The sequence below is a fragment of the Ruegeria profundi genome (assembly GCF_020171505.1).
Taxonomy (GTDB): Bacteria; Pseudomonadota; Alphaproteobacteria; order Rhodobacterales; family Rhodobacteraceae; genus Ruegeria; species Ruegeria profundi.
On sequence record NZ_JAIUZS010000001.1, the window covers coordinates 679,280 to 692,940 of the forward strand.

15 protein-coding genes are annotated in these 13,661 nt (G+C 56.5%); 6 read left to right on the forward strand and 9 right to left on the reverse strand.

Going from position 1 to position 13,661, the window contains the following annotated elements; genetic code table 11:
- Positions 1-162: 162 nt before the first annotated feature.
- Positions 163-1,287, reverse strand: coding sequence for a porin (locus tag LCM21_RS03265; protein ID WP_224889299.1), 1,125 nt, complete (start codon positions 1,285-1,287; stop codon positions 163-165).
- 296 nt (positions 1,288-1,583) lie between these two features.
- Complete coding sequence (locus LCM21_RS03270; RefSeq protein ID WP_224889300.1) at positions 1,584-3,152, reverse strand: NAD(P)H-hydrate dehydratase; 1,569 nt, start codon at positions 3,150-3,152, stop codon at positions 1,584-1,586.
- A 173-nt stretch (positions 3,153-3,325) separates the two neighbouring features.
- Between LCM21_RS03270 and LCM21_RS03275 the strand changes: the two genes are divergently transcribed.
- From LCM21_RS03275 to LCM21_RS03290, 4 genes are all read left to right on the forward strand, one after another.
- Positions 3,326-3,664 (forward strand): P-II family nitrogen regulator, encoded by a 339-nt coding sequence (locus LCM21_RS03275; protein ID WP_068331988.1) that lies wholly within the window; start codon positions 3,326-3,328, stop codon positions 3,662-3,664.
- A 32-nt stretch (positions 3,665-3,696) separates the two neighbouring features.
- Positions 3,697-5,103, forward strand: a complete 1,407-nt coding sequence (gene glnA / locus LCM21_RS03280; protein ID WP_068331991.1) for a type I glutamate--ammonia ligase — start codon at positions 3,697-3,699, stop codon at positions 5,101-5,103.
- A 210-nt stretch (positions 5,104-5,313) separates the two neighbouring features.
- A complete protein-coding gene (locus LCM21_RS03285) occupies positions 5,314-6,111 on the forward strand; it encodes a lytic murein transglycosylase (protein ID WP_224889301.1) in 798 nt (265 codons plus the stop codon).
- Between the two features lie 199 nt (positions 6,112-6,310).
- Positions 6,311-7,222 (forward strand): hypothetical protein, encoded by a 912-nt coding sequence (locus LCM21_RS03290; protein ID WP_224889302.1) that lies wholly within the window; start codon positions 6,311-6,313, stop codon positions 7,220-7,222.
- 35 nt (positions 7,223-7,257) lie between these two features.
- Here the strand turns inward: LCM21_RS03290 and LCM21_RS03295 are convergent, their stop codons facing one another.
- On the reverse strand, positions 7,258-7,998 hold the full coding sequence (locus LCM21_RS03295) for a heme-dependent oxidative N-demethylase family protein (RefSeq protein WP_224889303.1): 741 nt from the start codon (positions 7,996-7,998) through the stop codon (positions 7,258-7,260).
- Between the two features lie 123 nt (positions 7,999-8,121).
- Here LCM21_RS03295 and dddP point away from each other — a divergent pair, with 123 nt between their 5' ends.
- Entirely contained in the window at positions 8,122-9,465 is a 1,344-nt protein-coding gene (gene dddP, locus LCM21_RS03300; RefSeq protein ID WP_224889304.1) for a dimethylsulfonioproprionate lyase DddP, read from the forward strand.
- Between the two features lie 4 nt (positions 9,466-9,469).
- Here the strand turns inward: dddP and LCM21_RS03305 are convergent, their stop codons facing one another.
- Positions 9,470-9,661: a hypothetical protein gene (locus LCM21_RS03305; protein WP_224889305.1), complete on the reverse strand. Its 192-nt coding sequence runs from the start codon at positions 9,659-9,661 to the stop codon at positions 9,470-9,472.
- Between the two features lie 231 nt (positions 9,662-9,892).
- On the opposite strand from LCM21_RS03305, the gene LCM21_RS03310 reads away from it, so the two are divergent.
- Positions 9,893-11,107, forward strand: a complete 1,215-nt coding sequence (locus LCM21_RS03310; RefSeq protein WP_224889306.1) for a bifunctional alpha/beta hydrolase/OsmC family protein — start codon at positions 9,893-9,895, stop codon at positions 11,105-11,107.
- 10 nt (positions 11,108-11,117) lie between these two features.
- Here the strand turns inward: LCM21_RS03310 and LCM21_RS03315 are convergent, their stop codons facing one another.
- From LCM21_RS03315 to LCM21_RS03335, 5 genes are all read right to left on the reverse strand, one after another.
- Positions 11,118-11,468, reverse strand: a complete 351-nt coding sequence (locus LCM21_RS03315) for a hypothetical protein (protein ID WP_224889307.1) — start codon at positions 11,466-11,468, stop codon at positions 11,118-11,120.
- An 11-nt stretch (positions 11,469-11,479) separates the two neighbouring features.
- Positions 11,480-12,040 carry a hypothetical protein gene (locus tag LCM21_RS03320; protein ID WP_224889308.1) on the reverse strand — a complete coding sequence of 187 codons (561 nt, stop codon included), beginning with the start codon at positions 12,038-12,040 and terminating at the stop codon, positions 11,480-11,482.
- Between the two features lie 137 nt (positions 12,041-12,177).
- Positions 12,178-12,765 carry a biotin transporter BioY gene (locus tag LCM21_RS03325; RefSeq protein WP_224889309.1) on the reverse strand — a complete coding sequence of 196 codons (588 nt, stop codon included), beginning with the start codon at positions 12,763-12,765 and terminating at the stop codon, positions 12,178-12,180.
- Positions 12,766-12,841: 76 nt separating this feature from the next.
- Positions 12,842-13,264: a DUF6314 family protein gene (locus LCM21_RS03330; protein WP_224889310.1), complete on the reverse strand. Its 423-nt coding sequence runs from the start codon at positions 13,262-13,264 to the stop codon at positions 12,842-12,844.
- The gene (locus LCM21_RS03335; protein WP_224889311.1) at positions 13,261-13,593 is read right to left on the reverse strand and encodes a hypothetical protein; all 333 of its coding nucleotides are present in this window, start codon (positions 13,591-13,593) and stop codon (positions 13,261-13,263) included. Before LCM21_RS03335 ends, LCM21_RS03330 begins: the two co-directional genes overlap by 4 nt.
- Positions 13,594-13,661: the final 68 nt, after the last annotated feature.

A 13,661-nucleotide genomic window follows, 5' to 3' on the forward strand; every position in this document is an offset into this window, starting at 1 on the left:
CGGGGCGCGCAAAACGGCGCGCCGGGCAAATTTGACGCCTTCTATTTGTCCAGCCCCGCGCGTGCAAGGGGCAAAGCCCGGATCAGCCTTGTTTTGGCATCGATTTGAACAAAAAAACGCCCCGTAATTCAGCGAGGCGCTTTTTCTCATTGGGTAGGCTTGTCAGAATTGCCAGAGCGCGCCCAGAACCCAGGCTTCGTTCTTATCGAAATCAACCGTGTCGTCGAAATCATGGTTCCGATACTTCAGGTATGCATCCGTGTTAATGCTATCGATCCGTTGAACCACAGCAATGCCCCAGGACTTGGTGCTGGATCCTTCGCTGTCGAAATCCGACCCGTCAAAATAGTCGATGCCTACTCCTGTTTTCCCCCAGCGTATCCAGTCGCCTTCATAGGCCAGCTTGGTGTACCAATAGTCCGGATCGCTGGCACCCTCGGCTGTGTCGTCTCGGGCGCCTAGGGCGGCCGTAAAACTCAGCCCATTGGGCAGCAGCACCGAACCAGACGCGATCGTGTCTTTGCGTTCGCCGGAACTGTCGTCGAAATCACGCACCGCGTAGGCCACGCTTGCGGCAAATTCCACGCCGTTCGCAAACGTGTTGCCGTAAGAAATCGCGATGTCGTAGTAGTCGTCGTCATCGCTGCTGGACAGGATGTTTTGTCCGTAAGCGATCGAGGCAGAGAAGCCATTGAAATCAGGCGTGTCATAACGGATACGCCCGCGCCGGGCCCCATCAAAGTTATCGGCTGAGTCCCCGACGGTGATATCGCTTAGGATACCGTCCGATCCGCGATAGAAAAACGCTCCATTTTCATCGTTGGTGAAGGAGTACAAAGCCGTTCCGACATAAGAAAGATCGGTTTCGGCAGCCCCGTCCGAGGCCATGCTGCCCTGACCGGCGGAAAACTTGCCGTACCCACCTTCAAGTGAGAAATCGACATGCCGGATGTCTTCTCGTGACCACCCTTCCGTGTTGGTTCCATCCTGGTTGGCTGTTGCGGTGCTTGGCAGGCCCAAACCAGTTTCAAAACGAAACATAAACTCGTTGCTGCCATAAGGCTGCATCAAGCGCAGACCTACGCGGCTGTTGGACATGTCATTGTCGAGCAGCCGTGTCTCGGTCTCTTCACCGTCGTCAACGGACACAATCACCGGGTCGAATTGCCCATAAAGCAGAACATAGCCACCACTGTTGTTTTCGTACTTCAGTTCCGCCATTGCCGGTATGGCCGTTGTCGCGGCTAAAATCGCCACTGTTGAAAGCCATTTAAACTGTTTGGTCATTTCGCTCACCTTTACTATCCCTGCCTTTCACAATCTTCGCGCGCGGTGATCCCGCCACCGGATCGGCAGCCCTCTGCGCGAGCTTGCCAATCCCGCTCACCTGTCCTCCAGAGCGCATAGCTGTTTAAAATTTTTCAAAGAACTACCGCGAATTACACCGTGGACAGAAGCCACACCCCCGTGAAATTTTGCGCCCAGTCAGAACGCATAGCAAATGCTCCTTCTTTTTGCTTGGCGACGCTGTCGGCTGAATGCCGCCGAAAACAAAACGGATCAGCCATATCCCGCTTAGGCAGTCAAAAATTCAAATTCTTTAGAGCCAACGGCAGTTGCTCAGGCAAGTCTTCAGCGACCAATCCCGGACCGAATATGCGCGCGCATTCGACATGCAGCCAAGCCGCGACCCCTGCCGCTTGCATCGGGGTCAGTCCTCGTGCAAGCAGTCCGGTGACGAAACCCGCCAACACATCCCCGGCCCCAGCCGTCGCCAACCAAGGGGCTGTACGCGCATAGAGCGCTGCATTGATTACACATTGTCCGTCTAGCGCAGCAATCACAGTATCAGGCCCTTTGAAAAGAATGACACAGCCCGCCCGCATCGCGGCTTCCTGCGTAGCGTCGACCTTGGAAAACGCCGGGCCTTTTTCGGGCATGGCTGTCAATTTCTCGGCAATATCTGGGAACAAACGCGCGAATTCGCCCGCATGCGGGGTAAGAACACAATTCTCATGCAAATTCGTAAAAAGGACCGAGGGGTCATCGGCAAATGCCGTCAAAGCATCTGCGTCCAACACTGTTGCTCGTTTGGCCTGCAAGGTCGCAGGCACCAAATCACGCGCACGCTCAACCCCCAATCCGGGACCAAGACACACAGCATTCAGCCGCTCGTCCTGCAACACTTCGGACAGGTGATCCGCGCCCTCAACCCGTTTCAACATGATGGCGGTCACCTGCGAAGCAACCTCCATCTGGGCCGCTGGTGGCACCCCCAGTGTCACCAGCCCCGCACCGATACGAAGCGCCCCGCGCGCCGCCAGCCGGGCCGCACCGGTTTTGCCTGCACCACCGCTCAGGATCAGCGCGTGCCCGTACGAGTACTTGTGGGTCTGAGTTGTTTTGCCGACCGACTGCGGAACGCCCTGCGCAAGCTCCACTATTGGCCCTTCGGCCCTTTCATTCCAAATCTCATCCAACCCGATCGGCTTCACGATCAGCCGGCCCGACTTTTCGGCCCCACAGTCAAGGTAATGGCCCCGCTTGGCGCTATGAAAAGCGACTGTCAGATCAGCCCCCGAGTAGGTGCCGAGTGACTTACCGCTATCCGAACACAGACCCGAGGGCGTGTCGATTGCAACAACCCTGACCGCTTCTCGCACGATCAATGCGTCAATTGACTGCAACACCTGTGCCAGCACTCCCTCAATGCGCCGCACCAAACCAGTTCCAAAAATTGCGTCAATGATCAAATCCGGTTCTGCAATACCGCCAAGCGCATCTTTTGCTGTCAGATCGCCGACAGGCCCCAACTGCCTCCATTTCTCGTAATTCACGCGCGCGTCCGGTGGCAGCTTATCCGGGTCACCGAATAAGAAAACCTCAACCGTCCATCCCTGCGCCTTCAGCAGACGCGCCACAACAAACCCGTCACCCCCGTTGTTACCCGGTCCGCACAAGACGACAGCGGCCAAAGTGCCTTTTGCCTTTTGTCCCACCTCGTGCTTACCCAGCTCTGGCCATTCCTCGAGAATCGCATCGACAACGCCCTGCCCTGCGCACTCCATCAGTTGCAGCCCCGTCACAGCACCCGAGTCAATCGCGGCCCCTTCGATTGCTTTCATCTGCCCGGCTGTCAGTAGCTTTGTCATTCCAAACCCCCCCCAAAGCGATTCCATTGTGACTATTTTTTATGCAAGGCGATCAATATTTCACCTGCCGCCTAATTTCCAAGCACATGGACACGACCATTTTCGCAATCAGATTGCCGACCGATCATAGACGTGATCAGTCCCATTCTGACAAGTGCGAGAGGGAGCCCGGGATGAAGAAGATCGAAGCGATCATCAAACCGTTCAAGCTGGACGAAGTGAAAGAGGCATTGCAGGACGTCGGGGTCCAGGGCCTGAGCGTGATCGAGGTCAAAGGGTTTGGTCGTCAAAAAGGCCACACCGAGCTTTATCGCGGCGCGGAATACGTTGTCGATTTTTTGCCAAAGGTAAAAGTCGAAGTCGTTCTTGACGATGATCAGGTCGACGCGGCCATCGAAGCCATCGTTTCTGCTGCGAAAACCGACAAGATCGGCGACGGCAAGATTTTCGTAACACCCGTTGAGCAAGCCATTCGCATTCGTACCGGCGAAACCGGTTCCGAAGCCCTGTAATCGAACACACCTAAACCAGAGGAATAGTGAGTATGAGCAAGGACGCAGTTCTTCAGCTGATCAAAGAAGAAGACGCCGAATACGTCGATATCCGTTTTACCGACCCGCGCGGCAAGCTTCAGCACGTCACCATCATGGCCGATCAGGTCGACGAAGACTTTCTGGAAGAAGGCTTTATGTTCGACGGTTCGTCCATCGCGGGCTGGAAGTCGATCGAAGCATCGGACATGAAACTGATGCCGGACACCGCTAGCGCTTATGTCGATCCGTTTTATGCAGAGAAAACAATCTGCATCCACTGCTCGGTTGTTGAGCCTGACACTGGTGAAGCTTACGAGCGTGACCCCCGCGGAACCGCACAGAAAGCCGAAGCCTACCTGAAGTCGTCTGGTATCGGCGATGCAGCTTTCTTCGGCCCCGAGGCAGAATTCTTCCTGTTCGACGATGTTCGTTTTTCGAATTCTATCAACAAGGTATCTTACGAAGTTGATGCAACCGACGCATCGTGGAACACCGACACCGAATACGAAATGGGCAACATGGGCCACCGTCCGGGCGTTAAAGGCGGGTATTTCCCTGTAAACCCCATCGATGAAAGCCAGGACCTGCGTTCGGAAATGCTGTCGACCATGAAGCGCCTGGGCATGAAGGTCGACAAGCACCACCACGAAGTGGCCTCGTGCCAGCATGAGTTGGGCTTGATCTTTGACAGCCTGACCAAGCAGGCCGACGAGCTGCAAAAGTACAAGTATGTCATCCACAACGTTGCTCACGCCTACGGCAAATCGGCCACCTTCATGCCGAAGCCGATCGCAGGTGACAACGGCACCGGTATGCACGTGAACATGTCGATCTGGAAAGACGGCAAACCGCTGTTCGCGGGCGACAAATACGCCGATCTGTCGGACGAAGCGCTATGGTTCATTGGTGGTGTCCTCAAGCACGCCAAGACCCTGAACGCCTTCACCAACCCGTCCACCAACAGCTACAAACGTCTGATCCCGGGCTTCGAAGCACCGGTTCTGCGCGCCTATTCTGCCCGCAACCGTTCGGGTTGTGTCCGTATCCCTTGGACCGAAAGCCCGAAAGCGAAGCGCGTTGAGGCCCGCTTCCCCGATCCGGCAGCAAACCCCTACCTGGCATTTGCTGCTCTGCTGATGGCCGGTCTTGACGGCATCAAGAACAAGATCGATCCGGGCGAAGCGATGGACAAGAACCTGTACGATCTGCCCGCCGAGGAACTGGCCGACATCCCGACCGTTTGCGGCTCGCTGCGTGAGGCTCTGGAAGCTCTGGCAGCCGATCACGACTTCCTGTTGCAGGGCGACGTGTTCACCAAGGACCAGATCGACGGCTACATCGCGCTGAAGATGGAAGAGGTCGAAACCTACGAGCACACACCCCACCCGGTTGAATACGGCATGTACTACAGCTGCTAATCAGGCTTTTGCAGAAAAAATGGGGCGTCCCTTACGGGGCGCCTTTTTTTGTTCAGGCATCCTCGACACTACTCAGTCGGTCTGGTGCAGCGCGAATTGAATACAGACAAGTTGGGCGCAGGAAACGCCCGCCTGCGCATTTTACTTCTGTGTATTAACCAAGGCGGCTATCGTCTACTCAATTGTCTTTCGAACGAAAGTGAGCAGTTCATGAAACTCATTATCGGCTTCGCGTCAGCTTTAATCATTTCCGCAGCCTCACCCGGTTTCGCGGCATCTTGCGGCAATACAAGCGCTGGGTTCGAAACGTGGAAGCAAAGCTTTGCGAAACAGGCCCGAAAAGCCGGTGTGAAGAAAAAGGGGCTTCAAGCTCTTGCGCAGACGCAATACGCCAGCCGCACGATCGCGGCAGATCGGAACCAGAAGAGCTTTAAATACTCGCTGGACAAATTCATGCAAATCCGTGGCGCAGACACCATCGTTGCACAAGGGCGCAAACGCAAAGCCCGCAACCCGGACTTTTACGCGGCGCTTGAAAGACAATACGGCGTCCCCAGCGGCGTGCTGATCGCGATCCACGGAATGGAAACAGGGTTCGGAAATTTCATGGGCGACAGTCAGGTTGTCTCTGCGATCACGACGCTGGCCTATGATTGCCGCCGCTCCGAGTTCTTTATTCCCCACGCCATCGGTGCACTGAAACTGATCGATCAAGGCAGCATTACGACCGCAACCAAGGGTGCCAAGCATGGTGAATTGGGGCACACGCAGTTCCTGCCGGGCAATGCTTTGACCTACGGGGTGGATGCGACAGGCGACGGACGTGTCGATTTCTACAACATGACGGACGCGTTGGCCTCGACCGCCAACTTTCTGCGTCAAAAGGGTTGGAAACCTGGGCGCGGCTATCAGCCCGGCCAACCAAATTTCGCGGTGATCGAACAGTGGAACGCCGCCACCGTTTATCAGCAATCCATCGCGATTATGGCCGCTCGAATCGATGGCTAAGACGCGCCATGAAGCTGGCCCGACCCTTCTCATTACGGCCACATTTCTGCCACAGACATTAAGTGGTCGCTAAAATGTCTAAGTTTCCAAAGAGTAATCAATCCTAACGATTAGTCATTTTTTTCCATTCTTGCCAAAATCTGCCCCATATCCGTTGGTACCGTAGTTGCTGAAACGGGATGCGACAAAGGAATGCGCGGTGAAACCGAAGCACAGCTATCACGGTGGTCTGCAGTTCAACGGTGAAGCCGATGGCGCAATAGAGCGTTTTGGAAGAATTGTTGCCGCGACGCTGGAAGACTATGGCCACTTGATTGAACGCAAGTCGGTCCTGAGTTCAACCGAGGCCAGCATCGTATCCAGCCAATACCTCGTGTCCCTGACCCTGGATGTTCGGCAGCCTGCAAAAGAAGACCGGTTCGAACGAATGGACCGTGCCGCGGGCCTAAAGACGGCGGAAAGACCGACCACAGTCCTTCCGGAAAACCGTTTGACGATCACCATCACGCCTGTGTCCGCGTTGCTGGATGACAGCGAAATCTCTGAACTCATGCTGGTGGTCATCCTGTACCGGATGGTCGATATCTGCGCGACGCAGCGGATCGAGTGGTTGTCGCCCAATACAGTCTTGACCGTCGATCAATTTATGAGCGCTTTTAATACACTGACCCCCTCGAAACCTCGAAAAAGAAAACAGATCTTTGAGGCAGTGACAGGCCCGTTCGCGGGGCTGGACATTGCGGAAGAAGACTTGGACGAGCCACAAAAAAAGGCGCTGTCACCAGCAGCCCGGCCGATCCAGCTGTCGGATGAGCAATTGCTTAGCATTGCTTTTCGGACAGAACCCATCGAGCAGCCTACTGATGGGAACGAAGACACGCCCCCCCTCAACCACGAGCACCCCAGCGATATCCTGCGACTGACCAGTTGGGGATTAACCGGGGCCGTGGCCAGCGTGTCCGTTCCGATCGCGGTCTCTCTGGCCGCCGTAAACCTGATTAAAGGCGAAGACTTCCGCCTGAACACGCAGGTTCTTGCCTACTCCGTCGCTATCTCCGCTATCAGCACAAGCGGGGCAATCGCCGGTGTCGCGAACGCGTTGGGCATGTAGCACTAACCTAAAGACCCTCCTAGGAGGCCCCGCCATCAGGCGGGGTTTTCCATTTTGCGCAGGCGGTCCGCCAGCAGCACATAAGTGTGGATCGAAAAGACAACCGCGCGTGTTTGCGGCAAACGCAACAAGGTCTGACGTTCACTGCGCAAAAATCCTGCAGCTTCGGGATCCGTGATGTGACGCGGCTCGGTTGCGCTGCGGGGTTGGTACAGCTCTGCATCCGCGTACCATAAGGCGTTGAACCGCCACAGCGGGCGTTCCGGCTGTATCCCGTCGAACAGGCGCTGCACCCGGCGCGCGATGTTCGCGTCATAGCTGGCGACAGGAATGTGAATATCGACCAATGGGCGCATGAACTTTTCCGACAAGCGCCAACTAGCCGGGAAACACAGGATAGCCCCTGTCAGAACATGTTCATCCCCTTGTTTTTGCAGGATGCAGAAATCCTCTTGCACCAAACGACAGAGCGTCTCCAACGGGCGTGTCCGGTCGATTTCGACAATCTGACCATCAGGGCGCGTCGCATGATCCAAGCAGCCCGGATAGGCGTGATGCAAGACCAGGTTCAAAAGCTCTTGCGCTGCAGGTTCCGCGCTGTGGTCAAGCGCCAGAACGTCATCACGCCGTTCGTCCAACAACGCCGCGCGTCTTTGCATCTGGGCAGAAAACGCATCGTCAAAATGCAACCAGTCATCCATGGCAAGCGGCTGGATACCCGGCAGGGGTCGTGATTTCAGCGGATCATAAGGAATTGAGGTTTGAAGGATCGTCATCTCCCTGACCTAACATCTGTTTCCGGGCTTGTCGGTCAAAAAGCGACTGTTGAACCGTCGCAAACTTTCAAGACTGCGCGGAAATGAGTCCTCAGGCTTCATAATCAGGCAGGGAGGCCCACCATGAACCAGCACTACCGCGATACCCGCAAGATCGACCCGTCAAAAGGCGTGACACTTGGCGACGGCACCCCGAACCAGAATGACCGGATCGAGATTGGCCCGACGCAACTGGCCTTTGCGGAATGGGAAGCCGCCGGCCTGTCCCTGCCTAACCTTGCGCGGATGCGTGAATATCGGTGGAAACGCCTGACCAAGGCCATTGTCGATCGCGGCTATGGCGGGCTGCTGATGTTCGATCCGCTCAACATCCGCTACGCCACTGACAGCACCAACATGCAGCTTTGGAACACGCACAACCCTTTCCGCGCCGTTCTTTTGTGTGCCGATGGCTACATGGTGATCTGGGATTACAAGAACTCGCCGTTCCTGTCGAAGTTCAACCCGCTGGTGCGCGAACAGCGCTCGGGCGCGGACCTGTTCTATTTTGATCGGGGCGACAAGGTCGATGTTGCGGCTGACGTTTTTTCAAACGAGGTCCGCGTGCTGATCGACGAACATGGCGGCGGCAATAAACGTCTGGCCGTGGACAAGATCATGCTACACGGGCTGCGCGCGCTTGAGGCGCAGGGGTTCGAGATCATGGAGGGCGAAGAGGTCACCGAAAAGACCCGTGCGATCAAAGGCCCGGATGAGATTCTGGCCATGCGCTGCGCCAATCATGCCTGTGAAACAGCCGTTACTGCGATGGAGAACTTCGCACGAGCCAATGTGGGTGACGGCAAGACCTCTGAGGATGATATCTGGGCGGTTCTGCATGCCGAAAACATCCGGCGCGGCGGGGAATGGATCGAAACCCGCCTGCTCGCCTCGGGCCAGAGGACCAATCCTTGGTTCCAGGAATGCGGGCCACGGATCACGCAAAAGAATGAGATCATCGCCTTCGACACCGATCTGATTGGGTCCTACGGCATATGCATCGACATCTCACGCACCTGGTGGATCGGGGACGAGAAACCCCGCCCTGACATGATCTATGCCATGCAGCACGCGCATGAGCATATCATGACCAATATGGAAATGCTGAAGCCCGGGGTCATGATCCCCGAACTTACTGCAAACGCACACAAACTGGACGACAAGTATCAGGCGCAGAAATACGGCTGCCTGATGCATGGGGTTGGCCTGTGTGATGAATGGCCGCTGGTCGCCTACCCGGATAAGGCGGTTGCGGGCTCATACGACTATCCGCTTGAGCCCGGCATGGTTCTATGTGTCGAAGCCGCCGTTGGTGAGGTTGGGGGCGACTTTTCCATCAAGCTGGAAGATCAGGTTCTGATCACCGAGGACGGGTACGAAAATCTTAGCACCTATCCGTTCGATCCACAGCTTATGGGCCTTACATAAAATCCTAATCCGGCCAGGTTGAGCGCCGGACATTGCCATGCCAGTCCTCGGACGGGATGGCAGCTTCGGCGTTTGCGGGCGTATTCGGGTTCCAGTTTTGCCCCAACGCGAATCCCAGAACACCAGTCAAGGCGATGACGATCAATAGACCGGGGTGGATTACTGCGTTTTGCGAAGAAGATGCGGTAAGTGCCATAATTGCCTCCTGGGCTGAGTATCTGATGGCCGCAAGATGGGCATTCGCATAAAATAAACAAAACGAATATTTGATGGGTCACTAATCACCATTAATGATACTTTATACGACCGCTCAGCACCCGGGATTCGAATGCGTTCCTCACCTTCCCGTGACGCGTCTTACATTGGGGTTGAGCGTCCAGACCGAAGCACACAGTATAAGTGTCAACCCGATACGTAAGGAAGTCTCATGCCCACCGAACGCATTACCTTTGCCGGTCACGACGGCGATCAACTGGCTGCGCGCCTTGATCTGCCAGATGGACCCGTGCTGGCGACCGCATTGTTTGCACATTGTTTTACCTGCTCGAAAGATATTCCTGCTGCCCGCCGCATCGCTGCTCGTCTGGCGGCCATGGGCATTGCCGTCCTAAGATTTGACTTCACAGGGCTGGGTCATTCGGGCGGTGAGTTTGCGAACACCACTTTCACCTCGAATGTGGAAGACCTCATCGCAGCTGCGCACTATCTGGCGGGGCGGGACATGGCCCCTTCACTGCTTGTTGGACACTCATTGGGCGGTGCAGCCGTTCTGCGCGCGCGTGCTGGCATACCCAGCGTCAAGGCGGTGGTCACGCTGGGTGCACCCGCTGACCCGGGCCATGTCGCGCACCATTTTGAAGACGCGCTGCCGCAGATCAATCAGGACGGTTCAGCCGTGGTCATGCTGGGGGGTCGTCCGTTCCGCATTGGCAAGGCTTTTGTAGAGGACATCTCGGAATCCGCTTTGACATCCGCAATCTCCGATCTGAAGGCAGCGTTGCTGATCCTGCACGCCCCTAGGGATGAGACGGTCAGCATAGACAATGCCGGCACCATCTTTCAGGCGGCAAAACACCCTAAGAGCTTTGTCACTCTGGACGATGCTGATCATCTGATCACGCGTGCCTCGGATGCTGAGTATGCAGCGGATGTGATCGCGGCATGGGTAAAACGCTATGTCAAACTCTGTCCGCCAGCCCCTCCCCCCGGCGCGCCCGAAGGTGTCGTACGTGTAAGCGAGGTTGACCCAACAGGTTTCCTGCAGGACATCCAGTCCGGCCCAAAGCATCATACCATGGCAGATGAACCTGAAGCCTATGGCGGCACTGATAAAGGAATGTCTCCCTACGGGTTCGTGTCTTCGGGCCTGGGGGCTTGCACCTCAATGACAATTCGCATGTACGCGCGGCGCAAGCAGTGGCCGCTGACTGCTATTTCGGTTGATGTGTGTCACAACAAGGTCCACGCGCAAGATGCCGGTCTGGCCGGAGACGGTAAGATCGACCAGTTCCGCCGCAAGATCCGTCTGGAAGGGCCGCTGGATCAGGAACAACGTGCGCGCTTGTTGGAAATCGCTGACAAATGCCCCGTTCACCGGACGCTTGAGCAATCAGCCCATATAACCACTGAACTTTTGACCTGATCTTATTTAACTATCTGCGGGGTCGCGGCGCTGGCCGGTGGATCGGAGGTCTGGCTACTGGCGGACGGGCCACCGGCGGTCGGGCTACCGGCGGACGTGGCCGGGCCGGTGGTTTCGCGATCGGCGGCGTCGGTCGTGCCGGTGGTCTGCCTTCGGGCGGGCGTGGTCTTGATGGCCGATCAACGTCGATATCCACGTTAACGTTGCGATAATAGTCATTCCAAAGCATCGAGTCATAGAACGGATCATAGCCATACCCGACCCCGACGCCGACCGAGACGCCCTCACAAGCTGACAAGGTGAAACTTGCAGCCCCAAGGCCAACCGCAAGGACCAATCGTTTGATGAATTTGGTAGTCATCGCGGGTCTCCTCACTGCATAGACCGGAACGACGCGAAGACGGCGTTCAAATCGTCAACATAAGCCGGATCGGCACCGTCGCGCAGGATCGCAACAACCACAGCCACGCGACCATTCGGCAGATCGATGACTGAGGCGGTAAAGTTGACCCCCCGCCCGTCACGGGTGCCGGTGCCGCGAATGACGCGTGCGGGCAGCCCTCCGATGCGGGCGTCAGCTGTTCCGGATACAGATGGATCCTTGACCAGAAACTTGTCTATATCTTCCAGATACTGCAATCCACCCTGTATCGAAGACACGCCCGCCGGCGAAACGAACCCCATCCACACGGTGTCATCTGTTACGGGCCGAATGCCTATGACCCGAGCCACCGCGCGCAGATCGCCCAACTCGGTATCCTCAATTTCGCGCGGACCGCCAGTACGCACAGCCCAAAAGTCCGGCACGGCAAAGCTGAACAACGCCCGCCCCGCGTCGGTATACGTAACCTGAGTGTCTGCCGTCGCAGGTACTGATGCCCAAAAACACAGCGCGACGCAGGCGGCGATGAATGACCTAAATGAAATGCGCATATCTCTATAACCTGATTACTTCTTTGAAATCAGATTGAACGCTGCCCAGTTGCCTTGTCCAGTTTCTCTTGCGCAAGACAACAAAAAACCCGCCCCCGAAGCGATCCGGGCGCGGGTTCGAAATGTATGGTCAGAAATCAGGCGCGGGCGTTGCCGACCAGCTTCCACAGGGCCGGAATCAGCAGCGCGGCCAGCGCCAGCTTGATCACATCACCCACAAGGAACGGTGTCAGGCCCCACTCCAGGATCGGCTGGTCCCAACCGTAAAGTTGACCCAACCACAGCAAACCAGGCACGTAGATGACAACATTTGCGAGCACCAGAGCCAGCGCCATTTTACCGACCGATCGATCCCATCCGCGGGCGGCCAAGGCACCCAAAAGAACGGTGGCCAGCACGTATCCGACAAGATAGCCACCTGTACCGCCCATCATGTAGGTCAGCCCGAACTTCTCGGCCGAAGACCCCGCGAATACGTCAAAGCCAAGCGCACCGATCAGCAAGTATCCCAGCATGGTGACCAGACCCAGCCGCGCGCCGTAAGCAGTACCGATGGTCAGAACCGCAAAGGTTCCCATGGTGATCGGAACCGGCCACATCGGCACCTTGATCTTCGCGGCAACTGCCAGCGCCAAGATACCCAGAGCGACCAGCACCACCTGTTTTACCCGCAGCGCAGTACCTTCGCGCGGACCGATGGCCTCGGCCAGTACACTTGTATTCATTTCTGTTTCTCCACGTTTGGACGGAAATTCTGGCACATGAATGCCCATTTCGCCTCTGTACTTCAAGATGATTGCGCTATCTGGGGCGGTATTCGGTCGTCATTTCGTAGGCCTTTCTTGGCCCCGAGACTGTCCAAGTCACTGACCACGTCGGCCAACTCGAGAAATCGTAGACTGCATCATAACTGTCGGGCGGGCAATCGTGGTGATCCGAGGATCGCACCTGTCCCAGATACAAGGCATGAAAGTACCGTTCATCGTCGAAATGGACGGAAATCCGATCCCCCGCATCTAGCCACAAATACCGTCGCGTACCTTTCATCTCGGCTTGGCCCGGGATACGCAGACAGACCTCTTCATCATAGACCAAACCACCTTTTGTCGGGCCGAGACTCGCCTGACCCTGCGCGTGCACGACTTGCCCCGCCCGAGTATCGTGAATGGTGCGGCTCAGGTTCCAACTGCCTTCGAAATCGAAAAGGCTGCGTGGCAAGGTCATTGGGCAAAGGCTCCGTCGGTGAAGCCGCCAGTGTCATCGACAAATCGGATCGTGTCACCACTTTGCAGCACGTCGTAACAGGCCCACCTATCCGACGGGGGCCAAAGCGAGCAATACCGATCCTCGCGCACCGCCCAGCACCCGGAACTGGCGCGACCCGAGAAATACTGCGTCAGCATGTTTTCGTCGAATGTCTGCCAAACACCGTCACCATAGTCGAGCTTTTGACCAGTCAGAGCATCCAAAATCTCATCCCCGGTCAGCGCGCGGAAATCTTCCGCCGCTAGAATTCCGGGTAAAAGGGCCAAAATCAGGGCAAACCGTCTCATACTTTCACTCGTGCCTTGTTCCCTGGGGATTGCGGGTTTAAACCGCGCGCCAACGTCTCATGCCAATC